The organism is Hydrogenophaga sp. (assembly GCF_050250835.1).
Taxonomy (GTDB): Bacteria; Pseudomonadota; Gammaproteobacteria; order Burkholderiales; family Burkholderiaceae_C; genus Hydrogenophaga.
The window spans coordinates 50,672-76,742 of the sequence record NZ_JBFWNX010000006.1; the positions used below are offsets into that span (position 1 = coordinate 50,672).

21 protein-coding genes and 1 riboswitch are annotated in these 26,071 nt (G+C 65.2%); of the genes, 5 read left to right on the forward strand and 16 right to left on the reverse strand.

The features are described from left to right. The 11 genes from AB7F11_RS09735 to glnK form a co-directional block, all read right to left on the reverse strand. Nucleotides 1–5,473: putative Ig domain-containing protein (locus AB7F11_RS09735; protein ID WP_428299984.1), on the reverse strand; the 5,473-nt coding region annotated here is incomplete at its 3' end. Between the two features lie 3 nt (nucleotides 5,474–5,476). Beyond that, entirely contained in the window at nucleotides 5,477–6,184 is a 708-nt protein-coding gene (locus AB7F11_RS09740) for a hypothetical protein (protein ID WP_428289403.1), read from the reverse strand. After that, nucleotides 6,181–7,425, reverse strand: a complete 1,245-nt coding sequence (locus tag AB7F11_RS09745; RefSeq protein WP_428289404.1) for a hypothetical protein — start codon at nucleotides 7,423–7,425, stop codon at nucleotides 6,181–6,183. Before AB7F11_RS09745 ends, AB7F11_RS09740 begins: the two co-directional genes overlap by 4 nt. A gap of 545 nt (nucleotides 7,426–7,970) precedes the next feature. Beyond that, complete coding sequence (locus tag AB7F11_RS09750; RefSeq protein WP_428289405.1) at nucleotides 7,971–8,390, reverse strand: hypothetical protein; 420 nt, start codon at nucleotides 8,388–8,390, stop codon at nucleotides 7,971–7,973. Nucleotides 8,391–8,519: 129 nt separating this feature from the next. Next, nucleotides 8,520–9,260, reverse strand: coding sequence for an LrgB family protein (locus AB7F11_RS09755; protein ID WP_428289406.1), 741 nt, complete (start codon nucleotides 9,258–9,260; stop codon nucleotides 8,520–8,522). Further along, nucleotides 9,250–9,606 (reverse strand): CidA/LrgA family protein, encoded by a 357-nt coding sequence (locus AB7F11_RS09760; protein WP_428289407.1) that lies wholly within the window; start codon nucleotides 9,604–9,606, stop codon nucleotides 9,250–9,252. The genes AB7F11_RS09755 and AB7F11_RS09760 overlap by 11 nt, the downstream gene beginning before the upstream one ends. Beyond that, entirely contained in the window at nucleotides 9,603–10,832 is a 1,230-nt protein-coding gene (gene glcF / locus AB7F11_RS09765) for a glycolate oxidase subunit GlcF (protein ID WP_428299983.1), read from the reverse strand. The genes AB7F11_RS09760 and glcF overlap by 4 nt, the downstream gene beginning before the upstream one ends. Nucleotides 10,833–10,845: 13 nt before the next feature. Then, nucleotides 10,846–12,036, reverse strand: a complete 1,191-nt coding sequence (gene glcE / locus AB7F11_RS09770) for a glycolate oxidase subunit GlcE (protein WP_428289409.1) — start codon at nucleotides 12,034–12,036, stop codon at nucleotides 10,846–10,848. Nucleotides 12,037–12,114: 78 nt separating this feature from the next. Beyond that, entirely contained in the window at nucleotides 12,115–12,342 is a 228-nt protein-coding gene (locus AB7F11_RS09775; RefSeq protein ID WP_428289410.1) for a hypothetical protein, read from the reverse strand. Nucleotides 12,343–12,443: 101 nt separating this feature from the next. After that, entirely contained in the window at nucleotides 12,444–13,874 is a 1,431-nt protein-coding gene (locus tag AB7F11_RS09780) for an ammonium transporter (protein WP_428289411.1), read from the reverse strand. Between the two features lie 31 nt (nucleotides 13,875–13,905). Further along, nucleotides 13,906–14,244 carry a P-II family nitrogen regulator gene (gene glnK, locus AB7F11_RS09785; protein ID WP_086126640.1) on the reverse strand — a complete coding sequence of 113 codons (339 nt, stop codon included), beginning with the start codon at nucleotides 14,242–14,244 and terminating at the stop codon, nucleotides 13,906–13,908. 366 nt (nucleotides 14,245–14,610) lie between these two features. Here glnK and AB7F11_RS09790 point away from each other — a divergent pair, with 366 nt between their 5' ends. From AB7F11_RS09790 to AB7F11_RS09810, 5 genes are all read left to right on the forward strand, one after another. Further along, a complete protein-coding gene (locus AB7F11_RS09790; protein ID WP_428289412.1) occupies nucleotides 14,611–16,167 on the forward strand; it encodes a YifB family Mg chelatase-like AAA ATPase in 1,557 nt (518 codons plus the stop codon). Nucleotides 16,168–16,233: 66 nt separating this feature from the next. Then, complete coding sequence (locus tag AB7F11_RS09795) at nucleotides 16,234–16,467, forward strand: XRE family transcriptional regulator (RefSeq protein WP_428289413.1); 234 nt, start codon at nucleotides 16,234–16,236, stop codon at nucleotides 16,465–16,467. 8 nt (nucleotides 16,468–16,475) lie between these two features. Then, a complete protein-coding gene (locus tag AB7F11_RS09800) occupies nucleotides 16,476–17,030 on the forward strand; it encodes a hypothetical protein (RefSeq protein ID WP_428289414.1) in 555 nt (184 codons plus the stop codon). Beyond that, the gene (locus tag AB7F11_RS09805) at nucleotides 16,940–17,497 is read left to right on the forward strand and encodes a HipA domain-containing protein (protein ID WP_428289415.1); all 558 of its coding nucleotides are present in this window, start codon (nucleotides 16,940–16,942) and stop codon (nucleotides 17,495–17,497) included. Before AB7F11_RS09800 ends, AB7F11_RS09805 begins: the two co-directional genes overlap by 91 nt. A gap of 85 nt (nucleotides 17,498–17,582) precedes the next feature. Beyond that, nucleotides 17,583–19,022: an NAD-dependent succinate-semialdehyde dehydrogenase gene (locus tag AB7F11_RS09810; protein ID WP_428289416.1), complete on the forward strand. Its 1,440-nt coding sequence runs from the start codon at nucleotides 17,583–17,585 to the stop codon at nucleotides 19,020–19,022. A gap of 76 nt (nucleotides 19,023–19,098) precedes the next feature. Here the strand turns inward: AB7F11_RS09810 and AB7F11_RS09815 are convergent, their stop codons facing one another. The 5 genes from AB7F11_RS09815 to AB7F11_RS09835 all read right to left on the reverse strand — a co-directional run bounded on the left by AB7F11_RS09815 (nucleotide 19,099) and on the right by AB7F11_RS09835 (nucleotide 25,969). Beyond that, entirely contained in the window at nucleotides 19,099–19,500 is a 402-nt protein-coding gene (locus AB7F11_RS09815; RefSeq protein WP_428289417.1) for a DoxX family protein, read from the reverse strand. Nucleotides 19,501–19,522: 22 nt separating this feature from the next. After that, nucleotides 19,523–22,261, reverse strand: coding sequence for a methionine synthase (gene metH, locus AB7F11_RS09820; protein WP_428289418.1), 2,739 nt, complete (start codon nucleotides 22,259–22,261; stop codon nucleotides 19,523–19,525). A gap of 31 nt (nucleotides 22,262–22,292) precedes the next feature. Then, nucleotides 22,293–22,390: riboswitch (S-adenosyl-L-homocysteine riboswitch) on the reverse strand. Nucleotides 22,391–22,410: 20 nt separating this feature from the next. Then, nucleotides 22,411–24,036 carry a nitric oxide reductase activation protein NorD gene (locus AB7F11_RS09825; RefSeq protein WP_428289419.1) on the reverse strand — a complete coding sequence of 542 codons (1,626 nt, stop codon included), beginning with the start codon at nucleotides 24,034–24,036 and terminating at the stop codon, nucleotides 22,411–22,413. 80 nt (nucleotides 24,037–24,116) lie between these two features. Continuing rightward, entirely contained in the window at nucleotides 24,117–24,977 is an 861-nt protein-coding gene (locus AB7F11_RS09830) for a CbbQ/NirQ/NorQ/GpvN family protein (protein ID WP_428289420.1), read from the reverse strand. Then, nucleotides 24,929–25,969 carry an aliphatic amidase gene (locus AB7F11_RS09835; protein WP_428289421.1) on the reverse strand — a complete coding sequence of 347 codons (1,041 nt, stop codon included), beginning with the start codon at nucleotides 25,967–25,969 and terminating at the stop codon, nucleotides 24,929–24,931. Before AB7F11_RS09835 ends, AB7F11_RS09830 begins: the two co-directional genes overlap by 49 nt. Nucleotides 25,970–26,071 lie beyond the last annotated feature (102 nt).

The window sequence follows — 26,071 nt, forward strand, 5'->3', positions numbered from 1 at the left end:
CGCCGGCCATCCTGTCTGCGCCTGTGCCGCCGTTGAGCACGTTGTTCGCACCGTTGCCAGTGAGCACGTTGTTCAGGGTGTTGCCGGTGCCGTTGATGGCGGCCGTGCCGGTGAGGGTGAGGTTCTCAACGTTGGCGCTCAAGGTGTGGCTCACGCTGGACTGCACGAGGTCGGTACCCGCGCTGGCCGCTTCGGTCACCACGTCGCCCGCGTTGTCCACCACGTAGGTGTCGTTGCCCAGGCCGCCGGCCATCCGGTCTGCGCCTGTGCCGCCGTTGAGCACGTTGTTCGCGTTGTTGCCAGTGAGCACGTTGTTCAGGGTGTTGCCGGTGCCGTTGATGGCGGCGGTGCCGGTGAGGGTGAGGTTCTCCAGGTTCGCACCGAGCACGTAGCTGATGGCCGATTGCACCAGGTCCGTGCCTGCACTGGCCGCTTCGGTCACCACATCGCCCGCGTTGTCCACCACGTAGGTGTCGTTGCCCAGGCCGCCGGCCATCCGGTCTGCGCCCGCGCCGCCGTTGAGCACGTCGTTGCCGTCACCGGCATTGAGCACGTTGGCCGCGCTGTTGCCGGTGATCACGTTGTTCAGGGTGTTGCCAGTGCCGTTGATGGCGGCGGTGCCGGTGAGGGTGAGGTTCTCCAGGTTCGCACCGAGCACGTAGCTGATGGCCGATTGCACCAGGTCCGTGCCTGCACTGGCCGCTTCGGTCACCACATCGCCCGCGTTGTCCACCACGTAGGTGTCGTTGCCCAGGCCGCCGGCCATCCTGTCTGCGCCTGTGCCGCCGTTGAGCACGTTGTTCGCGTTGTTGCCAGTGAGCACGTTGTTCAGGGTGTTGCCAGTTCCGTTGATGGCGGCGGTGCCGGCGAGGGTGAGGTTCTCCAGGTTCGCACCGAGCACGTAGCTGATGGCCGATTGCACCAGGTCCGTGCCTGCACTGGCCGCTTCGGTCACCACGTCGCCCGCGTTGTCCACCACGTAGGTGTCGTTGCCCAGGCCGCCTGCCATCCTGTCTGCGCCTGTGCCGCCGTTGAGCACGTTGTTCGCACCGTTGCCAGTGAGCACGTTGTTCAGGGTGTTGCCAGTGCCGTTGATGGCGGCCGTGCCGGTGAGGGTGAGGTTCTCGACGTTGGCGCTCAAGGTGTGGCTCACGCTGGATTGCACGAGGTCGGTACCCGCGCTGGCCGCTTCGGTCACCACGTCGCCCGCGTTGTCCACCACGTAGGTGTCGTTGCCCAGGCCGCCGGCCATCCGGTCTGCGCCTGCGCCGCCGTTGAGCACGTTGTTCGCGTTGTTGCCAGTGAGCACGTTGTTCAGGGTGTTGCCGGTGCCGTTGATGGCGGCCGTGCCGGTGAGGGTGAGGGTGAGGTAGTGCTCGGCCAGGGTGTGGGTGGTGGGGGAGAGCACGGGCGAGGCGTAGTCGGGCTCTATGTGCAGGTTGAACACGCTGCTGCCGCTGGCGCCTGCGAGGTCGGTGGCAGTGATGCGGATCGAGAGGTCGGCGTCGGTACCAGCGGGGGGGGTGCCCTGCAGGGTGCGGGTGGCTGGGTTGAAGCTCAGCCAGGCGGGCAGGGGCGAACCGTCGGCCAGGTGGACGGTAAAGGTTAGGGTGTCGCCAGGATCCGCGTCGGTAAAGGCGCTGGTGGGGATGGTGCGGGTCAGCTCGGCGCCAGACATACCGGCCTGATCGGGGAGGGGCTGCACCAGCAGCGGAGTGTCGTTGACTGGGAGGACGTTGAAGCTCAGCGCGTTGGGCGTGGGATCGAAGGCGCCATTCTGGTCAGCGACCGAGAAGGTGAAGTGGGCGTGGGCGTTGCCATAGGCGTTGGGTGCGGGGTTGAACACCAAATGACCTGCGGCCACGTCTGCGGCGCTGATGACCTGACCGGGGCTGACCACATGGCCGCTCAGTCGCAGGTTTCCGGCCAGGGGGAGGGTGGCAATGCGCGCGGCGCTAAGGGTGTCGCCAGCGGCGGCGCCGATGAACCCAAGGTCGGCGACAGTCAGAGTGCGGGCGGTGTCTTCGTCAAGCGTCAGTGTTTTGTCGGCACCGCCAGGGGTGACCGGGGCGGGATTCAGCAGGGTATTGATCCAGTCGGCGCCCAGCACGCTGCCGTCGGCGAACTCGAATTGTTCGATGTCGTAACCAATGCCATTCATACGGGCGTAGAAACGGATCGCATCACCAGGTGTCACAGCAAGTGTGATCTGGGCGAGGCCCTGAACAAGGCGAACTTGACTGGCGCTGATTTGGCTGGCGTCGATACCGGAGCCGAACACAATGCGATCACTGCCGGTGGTCTGCATGATCGTGTCTTGCCCGTCACCCAGGTTGAAGCGATAGAGGTCGTTGCCATCTCCCCCGCTGAGTTGGTCTGTACCGGTGCCCCCCTGAAGGATGTCATCGCCCCCCATACCCAGAAGCATGTCGTCGCCGCCACCGCCATTGAGCACGTCGTTCCCAGCAGTACCCATCAAAAAGTCATCGCTCACATGGGCGTCACTCTCCAGCATTCGTGTCACCGCCTCATGATCCCACTGCGTGCCATCGGCGAAGGCGATGGTTTTCAGGCGAAAGGCGTCCATAAAGTAACCCATCAGGGTGACTTGATCGCCCCCGCCTAAAACCAGCGTAAGGTCAAGTTGGCTCCCCGTGCCGCGCATCACCTGTGTGGCGCCCGGCGTTAGGCCGTCACCCAACTGCAGCACATCCCGGTTGGTGCCGCCGGTCTTGAGACCTTGGTAGATCACGTCATGACCGTCACCCTTGTTGAAAACGAAGGTGTTGGTACCACTGCCTGCGAAGAGCGTGTCGTTTCCCTGGCCACCGGTCAATGTGTCGTTGAGCTTGCCCGCCATGAGCGTGTCGTCACCTCCGGCGCCATAAAGCTGATTGGTCAGGTCTGGCGCGCCTATCAAGAGATCGGCACCGCTGCCCCCCTGGTTCAGCAGCGCGACCACACGGGCATAGTCCCAGGCACCATCTGCAAGAAGCAACAGGGGACGTGATGGAAACATGTCCGAAAAATAGGTCGGCAGCGAAATTTGTCCGCCTTCAGGGCCCCCTACCAACAACACCAACTCTGTAGTGTGGGTCGTGCCAGTGTGGGGGTTGATGCCGCGCCCGAAGTTCAGTTGGCCGCTGCTGATTCCGGACAGCTCCAGCTTGCTCCCGGCATCGGCGAACACCTGATCGTTGCCATCACCAAAACGGTAAACAATGGTGTTGGACGCATTTTTACTGTAGATGGTGTCGTTGCCCGCGCCTCCGATCAACACGGCTTGATGCGCGTTGTCTGCTATCAGAAAGTCGTCGTCTGCGCCTCCATCCAAGGTAATGCCTTGTACAGAATACGTGCGATAGCGCCCACCGATCGTCAGCGAGTCATTGCCCGAACCTCCCATCACGGTGTGATCATCGCCATCGACTTCGATGATGTCGTCTCCCATTCCACCTTGAATCTGATTGCGGGTACCGCCTACAACAATGAAGTCCGAGTCGGCGCCGCCATCGATGGTTGCGAAATTGACGACTCCCTGGAGAGTGTCAGTACCGGGTCCACCCATGTAAAGGCCATGTTCGCCTTGAATAGAAATCAAGTCATTCCCAGACCCTCCTGAGACCACCTGGGAATCACCCCACGTCGTCAGCATGTCGTTGCCCGACGTGCCTGACAACGAGGCGTGGTCTTCGCCCTCGCGGCGGTCAACGCCCGGAGCGCCGACTGGCGGCGGCGCCTCGGGCTCCTCCTCCGACTCCACTAGGGAGATGCCCAGGTTGCGGGTTTGACTCCAGTCGCGAATGGTGATGGTGGCTGTGCTGGGTCTGGACACGTGGGTGATCACCAAGCTGTTCAAAGACTCCGTGGCCCGATAGGCCTTCGTGGCATCCAGCCACACGTCGGCCGAACCCGGCCAGCGCTGAAAAGCACCCAGCGTGACACCCCCCAACTCGATGCGGCCCGAACCATCGTTGTCGATGATCGTGTCATGCCCCCAGTTGTCGGCGTCGAAGCGGTAGGTGTCGTAGCCCCTACCTCCGTGAAGCGTGTCGTTGTCCGCGCCGCCCTCCAGCGTGTCGCTGCCTTCGCCGCCTTCCAGATGGTCCGAACCGCCCTGGCCAACGAGGCTGTCGTTGCCCGCGCCGCCGTAGAGGCGGTCTGCAAACCCCTGACCAGTCAGACCATCGCTGCCCGCTCCGCCGAACAACACCTGAACGCGATACGAGCTGCCCGCCCCTACCAGCACCTCCGTGTTGCTGCTGGCGTCGAAATAGCGCACGTTCGATGAGCCCTGAACGATGCCGCCCAAGCCTTGCAACCACTTGAAATGGTTGACCGTGAAAGCCGCCCTGTCTTCGATCCATTCCTGGGTGATGACACCCTGCCCCGTGGCCGAGTTGAACAGCACGAACTTCGCTGCAACCTCCGGCGTCACCTCCAGCGCCACCGGGCTGAGCGCGGCCAGCGCGGCGCGCACATGGGTGCCTTCTGCACCCACCGATCTCGCCATTGCCATCAACGCCTCAAGGTCCATCGGGAGCATCTGCGCGTCGACAGAGGCCAGCGTGCCCTCAAAGCCGTTGAAAAACCCTCGCGCCCGTTCCGCCAGGTTCGCTTCGGTGGTGCCGCCGATCAGGTTCTGGCCCGTCGCCGCGCCCATGAGCATGTCCAGAAAGCGGGGCGCGCCCACCTCGGCAATCAGCTCAAACACTTCGCCCACCACACCCGTGGCGCCTTGCTTCACGGTGTCGAGCAAACTCTGCACGGAGTGGTTGCCACTCAGGTAGGCCGTGATGGTGGTGCCCAGAATGGGCCAATCCACCTGCGGCTGGGAATAGGACTCCGGGTTGGAGGCTGCGCCCCGAAGGGCTGCCTCGTACGACAGGAAGGCGTAGAACACATCCCGCATATCGTTGAGCGTGTCGATCTGACCCGCCGTGCCCGTGCCCATCAGCCGACCGTTCTGGTTGCTGCCCAGCAGGCTAAACAACAGGGTGCCGGACCAGGCGGAGTTTTGGGTGAAGGCGGTGTCGCTACCACTTTTACCGTTGTTCGGACCGAACAAAGTTTCTCCAACCCCTCGTGCGTCGCTTTCGGCGATGCGGGCGATGTCGGGGACTTGACCACGCACCCAGTCAGTACTTTCGCCAAGGACATCCCGGAGCAGGCTGCGAGCAACCGTGTCAGACGCTTCCTGCATCAATGCAGCTGAAACACTGCTGCCATAGCGCAACTGGTACTGCGTATTCGTGTACCCGCGAATCAGCACCGACATCGCGCCTTGACCTTCGTTCGCCTCGGTCGCGCCACGCAGCCAGAGCACAGTGGAATCCAAGCTCGACACGCCTTTGCCGACCAATGTGTCGGCCAGCCAAGTGTAGATTTCCCAGTACCCAATCTGTGCAGCATCTGCTTGGGCGCGTTTTGCGGTGAGCGTGTCGAGTTCGGTTGAGGTGAGGTTGACGGTCATGGCTTATGCCCTCCTGAGAAGTTGTAGTACACGGGTGACTTCGGAATAGATTTCTGGCCAGTCGACGCAGTGCCTCTGGTTCATGCGCACACCGGCCCAGATGCCGGGTTGCCACATGAAACCGGTGCCACCGCCATAGCTTTTTTGATCGTGATTGCAGCCAGCCACAGGGGGCAGGCCATCGCTGCCCTTGAGGTCTGTGGCCACGTAGTAGGTGAGGTGATCGATGTAGTAGCCATCCGGCCCCTGCACGTGCTTCATGCGGATGGCCTCCAGGCCCGGCTTGATCTGCCTGCGGTCGGCAATCCACCCATTGGCCTCTGCGAGTTCGATCAGCTTGTAGCCTCGTGGCTCGGGAGGGATGTTGTTCGATCGCAAAAACACCTCAATCGCCACGTCGTAGAAGTCACGCCCTTTGACCCCCGGAGGAAAGTCTCCGGGCGAATAGGCCGGTTGTCTACCGGGCCAATAGAACACTGCCCCACTGCGTCTGGCAAAGTACTCCGTCGGCCCCACATACCACTGCCCATTGATCTTGAGCGCGACCTCTCTGACCTTGTCGCGCAGTGGCTCCACATCGCCTTCGCAGAATGTGTCCAGGCACTCGATGCGCCGCTTCTCGGCCAGTTCTGCACGTTTCTGCTCGGAGGGACCGCAGGCCGTCAGCAACGAACAGGACACACCCACCAAAGTGGCGGCAAGCAGCTTCATGCGGCCTCCTGCATGTGTTGATCGTTGGCCGCGTTTGTGCATCGATGAAACACGTCCTGCGCGGTCAGCTCGGCAATCAGCTCGAACACTTCGCCCCCCAAACCCGTGGCGCCTTGCTTCACGGTGTCGAGCAGGCTCTGCACGGAGTGGTTGCCACTCAGGTAGGCCGTGATGGTGGTGCCCAGAATGGGCCAATCCACCTTCGGCTGGGAGTGAGACTCCTGGTTGGAGCGTGTAGCTGCAAGAGCAGCCTTGTACGACAAGTAGGCATAGAACACATCCCGCACGTCGTTGAGCGCATCGATCTGACCCGCCGTACCCGTGCCCATCAGCCGACCGTTCTGGTTGCTGCCCAGCAAGCCGAACAAGAGGGTGCCGGACCAGGCGGAGTTCTGGGTGAAGGCGATGTCGCTGTCGCTCTTGCCGTTTTCTGGACCAAACACAACGCGTCCGACCGCTCTTGCGTCGCTGGCGTTGATGACGCCGTCGCGGTTGGCATCGAGTTCGGCCAGGGCGTGGAAGCCGTTGGCGAGCACGGTGTGGTTGCCGAAGAGTTCGGCGCCGCTGTCGATCTGGCCGTTGGCGTTGAGGTCGCGCACGAGCAGGCCGTCGTCAGCGCCCACCCAGCCGCTGCGTTCGGCATACCCGCTGTTGTCCAGATTGAAATTCACGCCCACGCCGGCCTGGCCTTTGGCCGTGGTCTCCACCACGCCATCGCCGTCGAGGTCCAGGATGATGGGGGAGGCTTGGGATTCGGCTAGGTTGAAGGTGGCGCGGAGGTTGTCCAAAAGAGCGCTGGCCTCAAGTCCCGCGTAGTCATTGAGTTGATCCCAAATGTCCGGGGCGATTTCTCGATATCTATCAACAATTCCAGGAAGACGGCTCATTAGCTCCCACAACGATGGGCTACTGAGCGAACCGGCATCCCCCTGGCTTGGCGACGCTTTCTCAACGTGGTTATTCATTTCCCGCCAATACCGGGCCTGATTTAACTCGGCCTGCGTACCTGGCGAGGCAGGGTCAAACCAATCACAAACCCCATAGTCAGGCCTAGGCGGATACCCATACCAACGTCCGTCCGTCTCATTGTATGTGTATCCATTAATGGTATTGGGATCCATGTAGCCGCCTGCATTGCTGGAGTTCAAGGCAGAAAGCGAACCTACAAGCCTTCCTCCGATGGTCTCCACCGCAGCGTTGTTGACTCCAAGTTTTATTAGGAAACTCGTGAAAATAGACATTTACGCTCCAACAATAAATATTGACACGAATATAAGCAGCAGAGCAAAGATAAAGCCCAGAACTTCATATCCGCTATCAGACAGTTGACACTTATAGCGAGTGATCGACCGCAGGCCCCAGCACAGCCCGCGCCCAACTATTTGAAAAAGCAACTCTAAAAAATCAAGTCCCATAGTCGGCCGTTCTCAAAAAGTTGCGCTTGGGCTGATTGAACGGCGCTCCATGAGCGCGTTGTTGCACACCTGATTGCAGATGAGAAATCGCTCGCCTGCCACGTCCCTCACGATCGCAAGTACGCCGGAAGAACGCAATGAGCCCCGCCACAGCAATTCCCCCAACCCCGTCGCACAAAAATGTCATCAAGCCGTCCCTGTGTCTGCGCCCCGTCTGCGTGGTGTCATCCCACATTTCTGGACGGGCCGTGTTGCTGGTCTTCCCGAAGAGAGAACAGGCCAGTGGACCGCGTGGGCTGCCTGGCTGCGCTGGCTCTTCAGGTTTTTTGAACCGTGCGGATCATGACTTAGCCGTGAAGCCAGCCATCCGATCAAGTCACCAACTGATTACTTTTCAACCTCAAGAGACGATTCATGGATCCCGAGTGAATTTGGCGGGCGATTTTTCGGGTTGCGCTCCGACGGAAGCAGGCCACCGGGCGAACACATTGCGGCATGAAAAGAGACGGCCCTGCCTCCACATCCTCCGCCCCCGCCCAGCGATCGATGATGGTGCCGAGCAGCCCGGCGCGCCCGGCCGGGCTGGCGTTGATCCACTGCTCCGCGAGGTCTTGGAGTACACCTGAGGCATCCCGTGCCATGGCCTGGTGCAGGCTGGGCACGTTGCCCATGCCTGCGCTGTCGATGCGGCCGTTGGGGTTGAGGTTGCGCGCCAGCAGGCCGTCGAGGTCCAGGATGATGGGGGAGGCTTGGGATTCGGCGAGGTTGAAGAGGGCGCGGAGTTTGTCCAAAAGGCCGCCATGCCAGATGGCCGCCACCAATGCTCAAACCCTGCCTGCGAACGGTCGCCGAAAAGTTGAACAGCGCTTGCAGAATGCGCTTCTGCTGACAAAGGCGTGAAAGCACCGTTCAGGTGCGCGTTACACCCACCGCAACAACAACCCCGCCACCGTAGGCAGCACCAGCGCACTGAACAGCGCACTCAGCCCCATGGCCAAGCCCGCGAAAGCACCCGTCTCTTCGCTCTCCTGAAACGCCCGTGCGGTGCCGATGCCGTGGGCGATGGCGCCCAGGGCGAAGCCACGCACCGCCGGGTCCTGGATGCGCAGGGTGTCAAACAGGGTGCGTGCGCCTACGGCGCCGAGCACGCCAGTGCCCATGACGAGCACAGCGGTAAGCGAGGGCAGGCCGCCGATCTTTTCGGCGATGCCCATGGCCACGGGCATGGTGACGGACTTCGGCGCGAGCGAAGCGATGGTGGCGGCGGAAGCGCCGAGTGCCCAGGCCAGCACGATGGCGGTGGTGGTGGTGGCCAGCACGCCGGCCACCAGCGCGCCGAGCAGCGGCAGCGCGAGCCGGCGCAGGCGGTGCATCTGTTCGAACAGCGGCACGGCCAGCGCCACCGTGGCCGGGCCGAGCAGGAAGTGCACGAACTGCGCGCCTTCAAAGTAAGTGGCGTAGGGCGTGCTGGTGGCCCAGAGCAGCGTAGCGAGCACCAGCACGGCCAGCGGCACCGGGTTGGCCAGTGGATGAAAACCGCAGCGCCGGTACAGCATGAACGCGGCCTGGTAGACCACGAGCGTGAGCGTGAGGCCAAGCAGCGGCGTGGCCGAGAGGTAGACCCAGATGTCGATCAGGCGCTGCGGCGATTCAGCGGGCATCGCGTTTCGCCTGCCAGCGCATGAGCGCGATCATCACCCAGGCGGAGACCGCCAGGCCGACGATGGTGCTGAGCACCAGCGCCACACCGATGGCCAGTGCCTCGTTGCCGAGTCGCTGCAGGTGCTGCATCACCCCCACACCGGCCGGCACGAACAGCAGCGACAGGTGCTGCAGCAGGCCTTGTGTCGTGGGTTTGATCGCGGCGATCCAGGCCGGGCGCAGCGCCAGCCCCACCAACAGCACGGCCAGCCCGACCACCGGCCCCGGCACCGGCGCACCCGTCAGTCGCACCGCCACTTCGCCCAGCAACTGGCACGCGAGCAAGGTGGCGAGCGCGGGGATCATCTCAGCGCGTCGTCCAGCACCTCGACCCAGTGCCGCACAGGTGTGGCCGTGCCGGTCTGCAGGTGCGTGATGCAGCCGATGTTGGCGCTGGCGATCACCGCCGGCTTCAACTCATCGAGATGGGCGAGCTTGCGGTCGCGCAGCGTGTAAGCGATGTCGGGCTGGAGCACCGAGTAGGTGCCGGCCGAGCCGCAGCACAGATGGGCCTCGTTCTTCGCCACCTGCACGGTGAAGCCGAGGGCGGCCAGGTGCTGCTCGACGCCGCCCTTGAGCTGCTGGCCGTGTTGCAGCGTGCAAGGCGGGTGAAAGGCGATCACGCGAGCGGCATCGGGCACGTGTTTCAACCTGGGTCGCAGCGACGGTACCAGCGCGGGCAGCAGTTCGCTCAAGTCTCGCGTGAGTGCGCTCACTCGTCTGGCGCGCTCGGCGTACGTCGGGTCGTGGGCGAGCAGGTGTCCGTATTCCTTGACCGTCACGCCACAGCCGGAGGCGTTCATCACGATGGACTCAACACCACTTTCAATGAACGGCCACCAGGCGTCGACATTGGCGCGCATCTGCGCCAGGCCGCCGTCCTGGTCGTTCAGGTGGAACTTCACCGCGCCGCAGCAGCCGGCCTGGGGCGCCATCACGCCCTGAATGCCGGCGGCATCGAGCACGCGCGCGGTGGCGGCGTGGATGTTGGGCATCATCGCGGGCTGCACGCAGCCGGCCAACAGCAGCACCTTGCGCGCATGCGTGGCGGTGGGCAGGCGCCCCGCGGCCTTGGGAGCCGGCACCTTGTTCTTCAAGCCGGAAGGCAGCAGTGGGCGAACCCGTTGCCCGAGCCTCATCGCCGGGCCGAACAGCGGCGAAGGCAGGCCCTCTTTCAGCAACCAGCGCACGGCGCGCTCACCAGTGGGCCGCGCCACTTTTTCATCGACGATCTTGCGGCCGATGTCGACGAGGTGGCCGTAGTCCACGCCGCTGGGGCAGGTGGTTTCGCAGTTGCGGCAGGTGAGGCAGCGGTCCAGGTGCAGCTGTGTCTTGCGGGTGGGCTCCGCGCCTTCGAGCACCTGTTTGATGAGGTAGATGCGCCCGCGCGGGCCGTCGAGTTCATCGCCGAGCAGCTGGTAGGTGGGGCAGGTGGCGGTGCAGAAGCCGCAGTGCACACATTTGCGCAGAATGGCCTCGGCTGCCTGGCCATCGGCGCGCTGCTGGTATTCGGGGGAGAGCTGGGTTTGCATGGGGCGTGCTCTCTCAAACGGGCTGGGCAAAGATGCCGGCGGGATCGAACTCGGTGCGCAGGCGCTGGGTGATGGCGGCGATGGTGGGGGTCAACGCGTCGAAGCGCGGCACACCTGGTGCGCCATCGGCCCCAGTGCGGAAGAGCGTGGCATGGCCGTTCACCGCTGCGGTGGCGGCGCGGATCTCAGCCGCCGCACTCGCCGGCGCCCACAGCCACCGCTGCGCACCCTGCCATTCAATGAGTTGTGCCCACGGCAGTTCAAGCACGGGCGCAGTCTGCGGAACAGAGAGACGCCACAAACACAAGTCAGGCGATGGCACGTTGAAGTACGGCAGTCGCTGATCTCGACAAAGCGCCCAGTCCGGACCGGCCTGCGCGTTGTCCATGCGCGTGCCGCCGGCTTCGCGCAGCATGCGTTCACACGCCGCATCGACCGCCGCCACCGCGCCGCGCAGTCGCACAAAGAGCAGATCGGGCGCGCTGGGTTGCGTGTCGTCCAGCCGACCGCCGGGCCGCCCCAAGGGCGGCTGTGCCCCCTCGGGGGGACTGGCGAAGCCAGGTTGGGGGTCACGTACCCAGCAACTCGCGTTCAGCGGCAAGGGTTGCCCGCCCCAGCGGTGCAGCTGCTCCAGCGCCTCGCGCTGACCGAGCTCGAACACCAGCGTGGCCTCGGCCGGCGCGAAGGGCAACACTTTCAAGCTCACTTCGGTGATCACACCGAGCTGGCCCAGAGAACCCGCCAGCACACGGCTCACGTCGTAGCCCGCCACGTTCTTCATCACCTGGCCGCCAAAGGTGAGCAGCTCGCCGCGCCCGTTGATGAAGCGCGCGCCGAGCACGTAGTCGCGCACGGTGCCCACGCTGGCGCGAGCTGGCCCGGCCAGACCGGCAGCCACCATGCCGCCCACGGTGCCGCCTGGCCCGAAATGCGGTGGCTCGAATGGCAGGCACTGGCCCTGCTCCGCCAGCACCGCCTCCAGCTCAGCCAGCGGTGTGCCGGCACGCACCGTCACCACCAGCTCGCTCGGCTCATGGCTCACGATGCCGGACCAGCCCTTGGTGGACAGGGGTTCGCCTCGCACGGGCTCACCGTAGAAGGCTTTGGTGTGGCCACCGGTGATTCGCAACGGCGTGCTCGCAGCGGCGGCGGCGCGCACCTGTTCAATCAGCAGGCCGGGGTACTCGTGGGGGCTTTCAGGCATGCCTGCGATGGTAGTCGCAGGCCTCCTGGCGGACGTTGAATTTTCTGCACAAGGCGGTGCAATTGCACCGCCCTGGTTTCAACGGGTGTACCCAGCGCACATGCCAGCGTTGGGCCGGCCCTTGCATTCGCGCTTGAGTCGCTTTTCGCGTGCCTGCGGGCTTTCTTCGGAAGGGGCTTTGTGAAAGGTGACCTTGGAGGGCGCCTTTCGCTTGCCGTCGCCGCCCGTGGCCTGGGCGGCCACACCACCCATGCAGAGACTGGCGAAGAAGGCAATGACGACAAGGCGCGGCTGGGCACGGGACATGGTTTCCTCCTGAATGTTGTGGTGTCCGGGCGCGCATCATAAGTAAAAAAACCCGCGTGCCTTTCGGCACGCGGGTTTCAAAACCTTGGAGGAAGCGGCTATCAGCGGTTGTAGGCGGTCTCGCCGTGGGCCGTGATGTCCAGACCTTCGCGCTCGGCTTCTTCCGTCACACGCAGGCCGATCATCATGTCGACGATCTTGTAGCAGATGAAGGCCACGACACCCGACCACACGATGGTGATCAGCACGCCTTCGGCCTGCACCAGCAACTGGCTGCCGATGGCGTAGTCGTCGCCCTTGATGCCGCCGAGCGAGCCGGCAGAGAACACACCGGTGAGCAGCGCGCCCACGATGCCACCCACGCCGTGAACGCCGAACACATCCAGCGAGTCGTCCGCGCCGAGCATCTTCTTGAGGCCGTTGACGCCCCAGAGGCACAGGAAGCCAGCCACCAGGCCGATGACGATGCCGCCCATGGGGCCCACCGAGCCGCAGGCCGGGGTGATGGCCACGAGGCCGGCCACGGCACCGGAAGCGGCACCGAGCATGGACGCCTTGCCCTTGCCCAGGGCTTCACCGATGCACCAGGCCAGCACGGCAGCGGCGGTGGCCAGCAGCGTGTTGATGAAAGCCAGACCTGCACCACCGTTGGCTTCCAGGTTGGAGCCGGCGTTGAAGCCGAACCAGCCCACCCACAGCAGCGAGGCACCGACCATGGTCAGCGTCAGGCTGTGAGGCGCCATGGATTCCTTGCCGTAGCCCAGGCGCTTGCCCAGCATGTAGGCGCCCACCAGGCCCGCCATGGCGGCGTTGATGTGCACCACGGTGCCACCGGCGAAGTCCAGTGCGCCCTTGTCGAACAGGTAGCCACCGGCACCCCAGACCATGTGAGCGATCGGAATGTAGCTGAAGGTGAACCACAGCGTGCAGAACAGGAGCACGGCGGCGAACTTCATGCGCTCGGCGAACGAGCCCACGATCAGCGCACAGGTGATGCCTGCGAACGTGGCCTGGAAGGTCACGAAGATCAACTCGGGAATCACCACGCCAGGCGTGAAGGTAGCGGCCATGGTGTCGGCCTTGATGCCCAGCAGGAACACCTTGTCGAGGTTGGCGATGATCAGGCCTTCCCCGCCAAACGCCAGGCTGTAGCCGTACACGGCCCACAGCACGACGATGAGGGAGAACACCACCATCACCTGCATCAGGACGGACAGCATGTTCTTGCTGCGGACCAGGCCGCCATAGAACAGGGCCAGGCCAGGCACGACCATGAGGACGACGAGCACGGTGGCGATCATCATCCAGGCCACGTCCCCTTTGTCCATGGTTTCCTTGACGGCTTCGGCGGGAGCCTCGGCCGGCGCAGCGGCTGCGTCGGCCGCCGGCGCAGGCATGGCCGCCGGGGCCTCGGTGGCTGCAGGCGCTGCTGCCGCGGGCGCTTCGGGGGGAGCTGCAGTCTGAGCGACGGCGTTGAGGCCACCAAAGGCCAGACCCATGCCCAGGAACAGGGTTGCAATCAGTTTTTTCATGTCGGTGATCTTTCTTTTCCAGTGGCGGCGATCAGAGCGCTTCCTTGCCGGTCTCGCCGGTCCGGATGCGCACCACCTGTTCCAGGGAGGTGACGAAAATCTTGCCGTCGCCGATCTTGCCGGTGCGTGCGGCACCTTCGATGGCTTCGATCACGCGCTCGACGAGCTCGTCGGACACGGCAGCTTCGATCTTCACCTTGGGCAGAAAATCGACCACGTATTCAGCACCGCGGTACAGCTCGGTATGGCCCTTCTGGCGCCCAAAACCCTTGACCTCGGTGACGGTGATGCCTTGCACGCCCATGCTGGAAAGTGCTTCTCGCACCTCGTCCAGCTTGAACGGCTTGATGATGGCTGAAACCATTTTCATGCTGTGATTCCTCTTCTAGAACAGGAGGGTGATCAGACCGGGGAGGCCGACACCGATGATGAAACGGGCTTGATCTGTCCCTGCGGCAGACCAAACACTCGCTTACACCCCCAAGCACGGACCATGCCAGCCGCCTTCGTTGGCGCTGCCTTTGGTCCGTCCAATGGATGCCTTCCGGGCGCACCACCATGCTGGTGCGGGTACGCGGTATCGCCGCGACGGTGGCGCCTGTGCCATCATCCGCGCCTTTGCCACGGCCGGGTCTGTCACCCCAAAGCCGTGCGCACCAAACAAGTGCATCGCTCAGACCGTGTCACTTCACACTGCGCGACGCCAAAAATGCACCGAAACAGGGAGAAATGGGCGATGGGTTTGTCATTGGTGCACAGCCGGGCGCTGCTCGGGCTGGAGGCGCGGCCGGTTTGCGTGGAAGTTCATCTGGCCAATGGCCTGCCCAGCTTCACCCTGGTGGGCCTGGCGGACACCGAAGTGAAGGAAGCGCGTGAGCGCGTGCGCTCGGCCATTGCCAACGCCGGGCTCGAATTCCCCTCCAACAAGCGCATCACCGTCAACCTGGCCCCGGCCGACCTGCCCAAGGATTCAGGGCGATTCGACCTGCCCATTGCGCTGGGCATCCTTGCCGCCAGCGGCCAGATTGCCAGCCCGAGGCTGGTGGGCTGGGAGTTCGCCGGTGAACTTTCGCTGGGTGGCGAACTGCGCCCCGTGCGCGGTGCCCTGGCCATGAGCCTGGCCTTGCACCGGGATGCCGGCCCGCACGATGCGCCTGCCCGGCTGGTGTTGCCGCCCGGCAGCGCCGAAGAGGCCGCCCTGGTGCCGCAGGCCGAGGTGTACCGAGCCCGCCACCTGCTGGATGTGGTGGCCCGTTTTCTTCCCGAAGGCAGGGAGAACTCGACCGAGGCGCCGGACGACGGCGGCTGGGCGCGCCTGGTGCCGGCAGCCGTGGCCGTGGAGCCCGCCTATGCCGACCTGGCCGACGTGAAAGGCCAGGCCGCCGCGCGGCGCGCCCTGGAGATTGCCGCCGCCGGCGGCCACAGCATCTTGATGGCGGGGCCGCCGGGCTCAGGCAAATCCATGCTGGCGCAGCGCTTCGCCGGACTGCTGCCGCCCATGACCACCACCGAGGCGCTGGAGAGCGCAGCGGTGGCTTCGCTGGCGGGCCGCTTCGCGCTGGAGCGCTGGGCCCAGCGGCCCACCTGCGCGCCACACCATAGCGCCAGCGCGGTTGCTCTGGTGGGTGGGGGCTCACCTCCAAGACCTGGCGAGATCTCGCTGGCGCACCACGGCGTGCTGTTTCTGGACGAACTGCCCGAGTTCCCGCGCACCGCACTCGAGGCTCTGCGCCAACCGCTGGAGAGTGGCCACATCCGCATTTCGCGCGCCGCCATGCAGAGCGAATTCCCGGCGCGGTTTCAGCTCGTGGGCGCCATGAACCCCTGCCCTTGCGGCTTTCTGGGCCACCCCACCCGGGCCTGCCGCTGCACACCCGAACAGATTTCCCGCTACCAGGGCAAGCTCAGCGGGCCGTTGCTCGACCGCATCGACCTGCACGTGGAGGTGCCCGCACTGGCGCCGGACGAATTGCTCGACCACACCGCCCCAGGCGAGAGCAGCGCAGCGGTCAGAACGCGCGTGATCGCTTCCCGCGCCCGTGCCCACACGCGCCAAGGCACCGCCAACCAGGCATTGGCGGGCCAGGCGCTCACCGAACACGCCCACGCCGACGCCGCCGCGATCCAGTTCCTGCACAAAGCCGCCGCGCGCCTGGGCTGGAGCGCACGCAGCACCCACCGCGCCTTGCGCGTGGCCCGCACCATTGCCGACCTGGCCGGCACGGACACGGTGGGCGTGGGGCATGTGGCGGAGGCGGTGCAGTACCGGCGGGTGCTGAAGCAGGGTGGTTAAGCCGGATGGTTAAGCCGTTAAAACAATAAATCTCAGCGTGAATGGGCGGGGCGCCTCGGGGTGTCGGTGCCGACGCTTGCGCGTCTGGAGCGCGGCGATCCCGGTGTGAGTGCCGGCATCCTTGCCACCGCGCTTCGGATGATGGGCAGGGTTCAGGCGTTGGGCGAACTGGCGGCGCCTGAGCAGGATGCCGGCGCGTTGGAGATGGATATTCGGGCCGCTCGTCGCACGCGTGCCGTGCGCTCCAACGCGTCCATTCATGCCAACCTGGCGCGCAAGTCCACCCCTTCACGCACTTGAGCGTTTCCATGGCCTACCAGCCCAGCGACACCTTGTACCTCTGGTACCTCGGTCGGCCTGAACAGCCCGTGCTGGTGGGCGAGTTGAATCTGGTGATGTCTGGCCGCGGCGTTTCGCTTCGCTATGGAACTCATTGGTTGCGTCAGGGTTTTGCGCTCAGCGAGGACCTGCCCGCTGAAAAAGACAGCGCGGCGGGTGCGGTGGACGACGCCCGGCCCGACCGCTGGGGTGAACGCGTGATCAGGCTGCTGGAGCGACCGCCACGAATGTCGCTGCTGGAGCTGCTGTACTTCACCGGGGACGACCGCTTCGGCGCACTCGGCGTGTCCACTGATCCCGATCGGTACTTCCCCCACACACAGCCCTCCCTGGACGAAGTGGAACAGGTCCACGCATTGGTCCGAAAGGTGCAGGTCGGTGCGCCGATGCAGGAGCACGCACGCGCGCCATTGCGCTTGCCCGCGGAACTGCGGTGGCCGTTGAACGCTTCGACCGCGCCCAGGACCAGCGCCTGCACGCCATTTCCGCCCATGTGGCGCTGCGCGCTGCAGGCAGCGAGATGAGCTACCCCACCCTGGCCCAATGGTTGCGCCGCCGCGGCGTGGTAACCGGGGACCTGCACCGGCAGGACATGCACGAGCTGTTTCGCCGACTGGTGTTCAACATCCTGATCGACAACACCGACGACCACGAAAAAAGCCACGCGCTGCTGGCGATGGACAACCAGCAATACCGCCTGAGCCCCGCGTTCCACGTGTTGCCTACGGGCCAGGCGCTGGGCTATCAGTCCATGGGAGTGGGCGACGACGGCGCTGTGAGCCATGTGGCCAACGCCTTGTCGATGTCGGCTTCCTACGGACTGACGGGGCGCGAGGCGCGAGACGAGGCCGCACGCGTGGCGCGCGTGGTGGAGGGTTGGCGATCCCATTTCTCATCCCTTGGCGTGGATGGGAACACCATCACCCTCCTGGGAGACCAGATCGACCGGCCGTTCCTTCTCGATCAGCGCAAAGCACTGCTGTCCGTCTGAGCCGTCAGGCCTGCACGCCATTGCCGCGCAACTGGTATGGTTCCCGGTTGAACGCAACCGAAGCCCTTCTTTTCAGGAACAAGACATGAGCTACCCGAACACGCTTCTCTTCATCCACGGCCAATGGCGCGAAGCCAGTGCTGGCGAATCGCTGGCGGTGTTCAACCCGGCCACTGGCCAGGAAATCGGTCGCGTGGCGCATGCGCGCAAGGCCGATCTGGACCTGGCGCTGGATGCTGCGCAAAAAGGCTTTGAGGCCTGGCGAGACACCCCCGCCATCAACCGTTCCAAAACCATGCGCGCAGCAGCAGCTCTGTTGCGCGAACGCGCGGGCGACATCGCCCGGTTGCTCACGCTCGAGCAAGGCAAGCCGCTGGCCGAGGCCAAGGGCGAGGTGCTGGCGGGCGCCGACATCATCGACTGGTTCGCCGACGAAGGCCTGCGCGTGTACGGCCGCATCGTGCCCTCGCGCGGCAACCTGGCCATGCGCCAGATGGTGCTCAAGGACCCGGTGGGCCCGGTGGCCGCCTTCACACCCTGGAACTTCCCCATCAACCAGGTCGTGCGCAAGCTGGCCGCTGCCCTGGCCACGGGCTGCTCGATGATCGTCAAGGCACCTGAAGAGACGCCAGCCGCGCCCGCCGAACTGGTGCGCGCCTTCGCCGACGCCGGCCTGCCGCCGGGGGTGCTGGGTCTGGTCTACGGCACACCCGCCGAGATCTCCACCTACCTGATCGCGCACCCCGTCATCCGCAAGATCACCTTCACCGGCTCGACGCCGGTGGGCAAGCAACTCGCCGCCATGGCCGGCCAGCACATGAAGCGCGTGACCATGGAGCTGGGCGGCCACGCACCGGTGATCGTGTGCGAAGACGCCGACGTGGCGCTGGCGGTGAAGACCGCCGGCGGCGCCAAATTCCGCAACGCCGGGCAGGTCTGCATTTCGCCCACGCGTTTCCTGGTGCACGAAAGCATTGCAAAGGAATTTTCGACCGCCCTGGTGAAACACGCCGCTGGCCTGGCGGTGGGTGACGGCTCGAACGAGGGCACGCAGATGGGCCCGCTGGCCAATCCGCGCCGCGTCACGGCCATGGCCGAGTTCACGAAGGATGCGGTGGAACGCGGCGCGACGCTGGCCACCGGTGGTGAACGCATCGGCGACCAAGGCAATTTCTGGCGCCCCACCATCCTGACCGACGTGCCGTTGAACGCACGCGTGTTCAACGACGAGCCCTTCGGCCCCATGGCCGCCGTGCGCAGTTTCAACACGCTGGACGAAGCCATCACGGAAGCGAACCGCCTGCCATTTGGCCTGGCCAGCTATGCCTTCACCCGCTCACTCAAGAACGCCGACCTGCTCGCGCGCCGCGTGGAAGTGGGCATGCTGTGGGTGAACATGCCCGCCATGCCTTCCGCCGAAATGCCATTCGGCGGCATCAAGGATTCGGGCTACGGCTCGGAAGGCGGGCCGGAAGCGATGGAGGCTTACCTGAATGCGCGGGCTGTGACGATCATGAACGTCTGAAGGGAGCCGCGTTTCGTCACCAGACCCCGTTCGCACTGAGCCCGAACGGTCTGATGCGTGGTTTCGCGCGCGGGCATCACCCCTTGTTCGGCCCGAGCCGGTTGGTGAAGGCCACCACCAGCGCCGTCATGAAGAAGAACGCCTGCAACTCCAGGCGCCAGCCCCCGCTGTTCGTGAAGTCCATGAACTGGCCCATGTGCGCCAGACCCACGGCAAAGGCCATGTTGATGGCAATCACCAGCGCCGCCGGCACCACCCAGAATCCCACCAGCAACATCAGCGGCGCAATCAGTTCGCCCAGGTAGACGCCGTAGGCAAGCGCGCCAGGCAGCCCCTTGGCGACCAGCATGCCTTCGATGCCACCCACGCCGCCGGTGACCTTGGCCCAGCCGTGGAAGATCATGAGGATGGCCAGGGTCCAGCGCAGCAGGAGGATGCCGAGGCGGGGATGATCAAAGAGTGCGTTGAGTGTTTTCATGAAAGGCTGATCCGGTTTCGATTCAAAGGTTCGGCGCGAGCCAGCGCTGCAATTCGTTGCGCGCCACTTCGCTGCGCGCGGCCAGGTCCTCGACCTGGTCTTCGCCGACCCGGCCCACGTTGAAATAGGTGCTCTGGGGGTGGGCGAGGTAGAAGCCGCTCACGCTGGCGGCCGGGGTCATGGCCAGGCTCTCGGTCAGGGCCATCCCGATGTCATCGCACTGCAGCAGCTCGAACATGTCGCGCTTGACCGAGTGGTCCGGGCACGCGGGATAACCCGGCGCCGGCCGGATGCCCCGGTACTTTTCCTTGATGAGTTCTTCGTTGCTCAGTGCTTCGTCGGCTGCGTAACCCCAGAGGTCGGTGCGCACGCGGTGGTGCAGGCATTCCGCCAGCGCTTCGGCCATGCGGTCGGCGATGGCCTTGAGCATGATGGCGGAGTAGTCGTCGTGATCGTCGAGGAACTGCTTCTCCTTTTTCTCCACGCCCAGGCCGGAGGTGACAGCGAACACGCCCACGTAGTCGTTGGCCACTCCCCTGGGCGCCACGAAGTCGGCCAGGCAGCGGCTGGGCCGCATCACGCCGTCGATCTCCTGTTTCTCGGCCTGCTGGCGCAGGCCGTGCCAGGTCAGCGCCACTTCGCTGCGACTCTCGTCGGTGTAGAGCTCGATGTCGTCGTCGTTCACCGTGTTGGCGGGGTACAGGCCCACCACCGCACTGGCGTTCAGCCAGCGTCCCTCGATCAGGCGTTGCAGCATGCGCTTGCCATCGCTGAACACGCGCCGCGCTTCCTCGCCCACCACCTCGTCCTTGAGGATTTCGGGGAAAGGACCGGCGAGGTCCCAGGTCTGGAAAAACGGCCCCCAGTCGATGTACTTCGCGATCTCGTTCAGGTCGAAGTTCTTGAACACGCGCTTGCCGATGAATTTGGGCTTCGGTGCCGTGTACGCGGCCCAGTCGATCGGTGTCTTGTTGGCGCGCGCCTTCTCCAGCGGCCACAGTGGCACCTGCTTCTTGTTGGCGTGCTGGGTGCGCACCTTGTCGTAGTCCGCACGCAGCTCGGCGATGTAGGCCGCAGCCTGCTCGGAAAGCAGGCCCTGCGCCACGCTCACGCTGCGCGAGGCGTCGGGCACATAGACCACCGGGCCTTCGTAGTGCGGCGCGATCTTCACCGCCGTGTGGACTCGGCTGGTGGTGGCGCCGCCGATCAGCAACGGAATGCGGCGTTCGCGGAAGTGCGCGTCCTTCTGCATCTCGCCGGCCACGTACTGCATTTCTTCCAGGCTGGGGGTGATGAGGCCCGAGAGGCCCACGATGTCGGCGCCCTCGGCCTTGGCCATGGCCAGGATCTCATGGCAGGGCACCATCACGCCCATGTTCACCACCTCGTAGTTGTTGCACTGGAGCACGACGGTCACGATGTTCTTGCCGATGTCGTGCACGTCACCCTTGACGGTGGCGATCACGATCTTGCCCTTGGGTTTCACGTCGGCGCCCGATGCCTGCATGGCCAGCTTCTCGGCCTCGATGTAGGGCAGCAGGTGCGCCACCGCCTGCTTCATCACCCGCGCGCTTTTCACCACCTGCGGCAGGAACATCTTGCCCTGGCCAAACAGGTCGCCGACCACGTTCATGCCATCCATCAGCGGACCTTCGATCACGTTGAGCGGGCGACCACCGCCGGCCTCGATCTCGCGCCACATCTCTTCCGTGTCTTCGGTGATGTGGTCGTTGATGCCACGCACCAGCGCGTGAGAGAGACGCTCGCGAATGGGCAGCGCGCGCCATTCGTTTTTCTTGCTGTCGTCGCGTGCGGCGCCCTTGGCGTTCTCGGCCACTTCCACCAGCCGCTCGCCGGCGTCTGGCCGGCGGTTCAGCACCACGTCTTCCACCCGCTCGCGCAGCTCGGGCTCCAGCTCGTCGTACACGCCGACCATGCCGGCGTTGACGATGCCCATGTCCATGCCCGCCTGGATGGCGTGGTACAGGAACACGGTGTGGATGGCCTCGCGCACCGGGTCGTTGCCCCGGAAGCTGAACGACACGTTGGACACCCCGCCACTGACCTTGGCGCCAGGCAGATGCTGCTTGATCCAGCGCGTGGCGTTGATGAAGTCGACCGCGTAGTTGTTGTGTTCCTCGATGCCGGTGGCAATGGCAAAGATGTTGGGGTCGAAGATGATGTCTTCCGGCGGAAAGCCCACCTCATCCACCAGCACGCGGTAGGCCCGCTCGCAGATTTCGATCTTGCGCTCGTAGGTGTCGGCCTGCCCCTTCTCGTCGAAGGCCATGACCACGGCGGCCGCGCCATAGCGCTTGACCAGACCGGCCTGGCGCTTGAACTCGTCCACGCCTTCCTTCATGCTGATCGAGTTGACCACGCCCTTGCCCTGCACGCAGCGCAAGCCGGCTTCGATCACCTCCCACTTGGAAGAGTCCACCATTACCGGCACGCGCGCGATGTCGGGCTCGCCGGCGATCAGGTTGAGAAAGCGCACCATGGCGGCCTTGCTATCGAGCATGGCCTCGTCCATGTTGACGTCGATGATCTGGGCGCCGTTTTCCACCTGCTGGCGGGCCACGGCCAGTGCGTCTTCGAAACGGCCCTCCAGAATCATGCGGGCGAAGGCCTTGGAGCCGGTGACGTTGGTGCGCTCGCCGACGTTCACGAACAGGCTGCCTTCGCCAATGCGCAGCGGCTCCAGGCCGGACAGCAGCATGGGAGGAACGGATGGGGACGGGGACGCGGTATCGGAGGACATGAGACTCACCAAGGCAGGTTGCGGACAACAGACTGGGTGAGCGCCGTTTGGGCCTGTTCGCGCCCACTCAAGCCTGACGCACGGTGGGGGCTGTGAAAACCCGCCGGCGCTGCAACGCTCCTTGAGAAGGCGCGATTTTAGCCCCTGGATCAGCGGACCGTTGCGAGCAGGCCAGTGAGGCCTGGCGCGAGGCTGCCGGGTGTGGTGGCACTGCGCACGTTGCCACGCCCGAACGCTGCCCTGAGCGGGCCCGCGTCGCCGGGCTGAAACACGAGCGCCCGCAAGGCCACTCCCAGCACACGGGCCTCGCGCGTGACGCGCAGCAGGTCGGCCGGCAGATAGTCCGGGTCGTGCACGTCGATGTCGTGCGGCTCCCCGTCGGTGAGCACCATCACCACCCGCTGCCAGCCGGGATGATCACGCGCATCCTGCTCGCACAGACGCAGCGCATGGCGAAGTGCGGCGCCCAGCCGCGTGGAGCCGCCGCCGCGCAATCGTGTGAGCGCGGGCAGATCTTCGTCCCAGTGCTTCAGGCAGGGCATGTCGATGCGGTGGCGGCCCTGGCTGGAGAACGCCCACAGGCCGCTGCGGTGGCCCAGGCGCTGCAGTGCCAGCGAGGCGGTGGCGGCGCTGCGCTGCATGCGCTCGAGCAGATCGCCACCTTGCGCATCGCTGCGGTCGGTGGAAGCCGAGGCGTCGAGCAGCAACAGCACGGCCAGCGGCGGTGTGGGCCGCCAGGGCCGCCGGTGAACGCGAGGGTCGGGCGTGCGCAGGCCGCGCAGGTCGAGCGCGCTGTCGATCAGCGCAGCATGGTGCAGTTCATCGCCATCGCTGGATCGACCACTGCCGCGTCGCCACGGTCCAGCCATGGCACCGAGGCGTTGCGCCAGTTGCCGTTGCCCCTGCGCCAGAGCGCCCGGTGGCCACGCGGGTGGGCCCGATGGCCCACCGCCGCCGTAAACACGGCACCAGCGGGGCCGGTAGCGGCCGATGCGGTGGTCCCACTCGGCATGCACGGCATCGGGCTCGGTGCGAGAGGGCTCGGGCGTGGCGGCCGGTGCCTCGTCGGTGGGTGGTGCGGTGTCGGCCTGCAGCGTGGTGTCAGAGGGCGGCAGGGAATCGTCGGGCAGCCAGAGGTGGGTGTTGTCGTCGCGGTAGCGCGCGTGCACGGCGTAAGTGCGGACGTTGAACGGCAGGCGCATCTGGCCGATGTCGTTGCCCAGCAGCGAGGCCGCCTCACGCACCTGCGAGGGCGTGCGCAGCGCCAGCGTGTGGCCATCGGGCTCGAAGAACACGCGCCGCACGCGCGCCACCCAGGCATGCGGGTCGTCGTGCGCGGGGTCGAGCAGGCTGGCGGACAGGCGGGCGAGCAGGTCCTCGAAGCTGGCGCCACGCAAGGCGGCCGCATCAGCGTGATACGACCACCACACGGCGCGAAGGCCGGGCAGTTCCTGCAGCGCGAGCCATTCGACACGGGCGTCTTCCAGCACGCCGAGCAGCGCCTGCTGCACGGGCTTGAGGCCTTTGCGCGACTGGGCTTCGTCGCCGAAACGCAGATGGGCGGCGGCGTGCGCGGCCGTGGCCAGCCAGAGATCGGGAGAACCATCCACAAGGCCGGGCAGGTGCAGCACCGGGTCGGCCCCCTCGACCGACATCAGCACGGCGCGGCGATCGGGGTGCAGCTCGCCGATCTGCCAGGCGGTCTGCAAGGGCTGCCCCCACAAGGCTCGCGCCACGCGACGTACCTGGCTGACCTGATCGACGGCATGGATCATGGATTCCGTTCGCACTGAGCTTGTCGAAGTGCTTGGGTGGCGATCGCGGCTTCGACAGGCTCAGCCCGAACGGATGTGACTCAGAAGCTCGCGCGCACCAGGGCGCGAAGCACGGCGCCCACTTCGGGGTCGTCGCTCAGCGGTTCGGCGATGGCCTGCAGTGCGGCGTCGTGCGGCGTGAGGCCGGCGCGCACCAGCAGCGCGGCGTGCACCAGCATGCGCGTGGAGGCGCCTTCGTCCAGGCCTTCGTCGCGAAGGCGGCGCGTGCGCGTGGCCAGTTGCACGAGCCGCAGGGCGAGTTCGCCATCGGCTCCGCCTTCGTGCGCGACGATGGCGGCTTCGGCCTCAGGCTCTGGGTAGTCGAAGGCCAGGGCCACGAAGCGCTGGCGCGTGGAGGGCTTGAGGTCGCGGTGCAGGCCCTGGTAGCCGGGGTTGTAGCTCACCACCAGCTGGAAATCGCGGTGCGCCTGCAGCAGCTCGCCGCGCCGCTCCAGCGGCAGCGCTCGCCGCGTATCGGCCAGCGGATGCAGCAGCACGGTGGTGTCGGCGCGGGCTTCCAGCAGTTCATCGAGGTAGCAGATGGCGCCGTGGCGTGCGGCGAGTGCGAGCGTTCCGTCCATCCAGCGCGTGCCCTGGGCATCGAGCAGCCAGCGACCGGCGAGGTCGCCCGCGCTCAGGTCTTCGTGGCAGGCCACGGTGACCAGAGGCAGGCGCAGGCGCCAGGCCATGTGCTCGACGAAACGGGTCTTGCCGCAGCCGGTCGGGCCTTTGAGCAGCAGCGGCAGACGCGCCGATCTTGCGGCCTCGAACGCAGCAATCTCGCTGCCCACCGGCTGGTAAAAGGGTTCCTCGGCCAGGCGCCAGTCGGCCAGCGGGTCGGCAGCGCAAGACACTAACGGTGACCCACGGTGCCCAGGTTGGGGATGCCCTCGATCGGACATTCCTCCGTGCCCACCATGGGCCGCGTGATCGCCTCCACCGCCTTCTGCGTGCCTTCGGGGTCGTTGACCCAGTTGGCGTAGAAGCCGTAGGGGCAGGCGGACACGCCCTTGTCGCCTTCGCGCGAATTGATCAGGCCGGTGTAACCCCGGTGCAGCAGCTTGAACAGGTGGTTCTCGCTCTGTGCGTTCTTGCGGAAGTCGCGAATCAGGCTGGTGGAAAGCGCCGCGTATTGCACGCCATAGTCTTCCTCACCGCATTCGCCCAGCGTGCGGCCATCGAAGCCGATGAGGGCGCTGTGGCCGAAGTAGCTGTACACGCCGTCGAAGCCCGAGGCATTGGCCACCGCCACATAGGTGTTGTTGGCCCAGGCCATGGCCTTGGCCATCAGGACCTGCTGGTCTTTGGCCGGGTACATGTAGCCCTGGCAGCGCACGATGAGCTCGGCGCCCTTCATGGCGCAGTCGCGCCAGATCTCGGGGTAGTTGCCGTCGTCGCAAATGATCAGGCTGATCTTCAGGCCCTTGGGGCCTTCGCTCACATAGGTGCAGTCGCCGGGGTACCAGCCTTCGATGGGCACCCAGGGCATGATCTTGCGGTACTTCTGAACGATCTCACCCTGGTCGTTCATGAGGATGAGCGTGTTGTACGGCGCCTTGTAAGGGTGCTCCTCGTGCTGCTCGCCGGTGAGCGAGAACACACCCCAGACCTTGGCCTTTCGGCAGGCCTCGGCAAAGATGTCGGTCTCGGCGCCCGGCACCGTGGCGGCGGTGTCGTACATCTCCTTGGCGTCGTACATGATGCCGTGCGTGCTGTACTCGGGAAAGATCACCAGGTCCATGCCGGGCAGGCCCGATTTCATGCCGACGATCATGTCGGCGATCTTGCGCGCGTTGTCCAGCACCTCGGCCTTGGTGTGCAGCCGGGGCATCTTGTAGTTCACCACGGCCACACCGACCGTGTCCTTGCTGCTTGAAATGTCGCCGTGCATCATGGCAGTACGAGCTCGCTGTTGGAAATGGATGGGAGTGCGGTCATTGTGGGAGTCGCTTCGCAGGTGGCGAATACGTCAATTGACGTAGCCGGCGATGGCGTC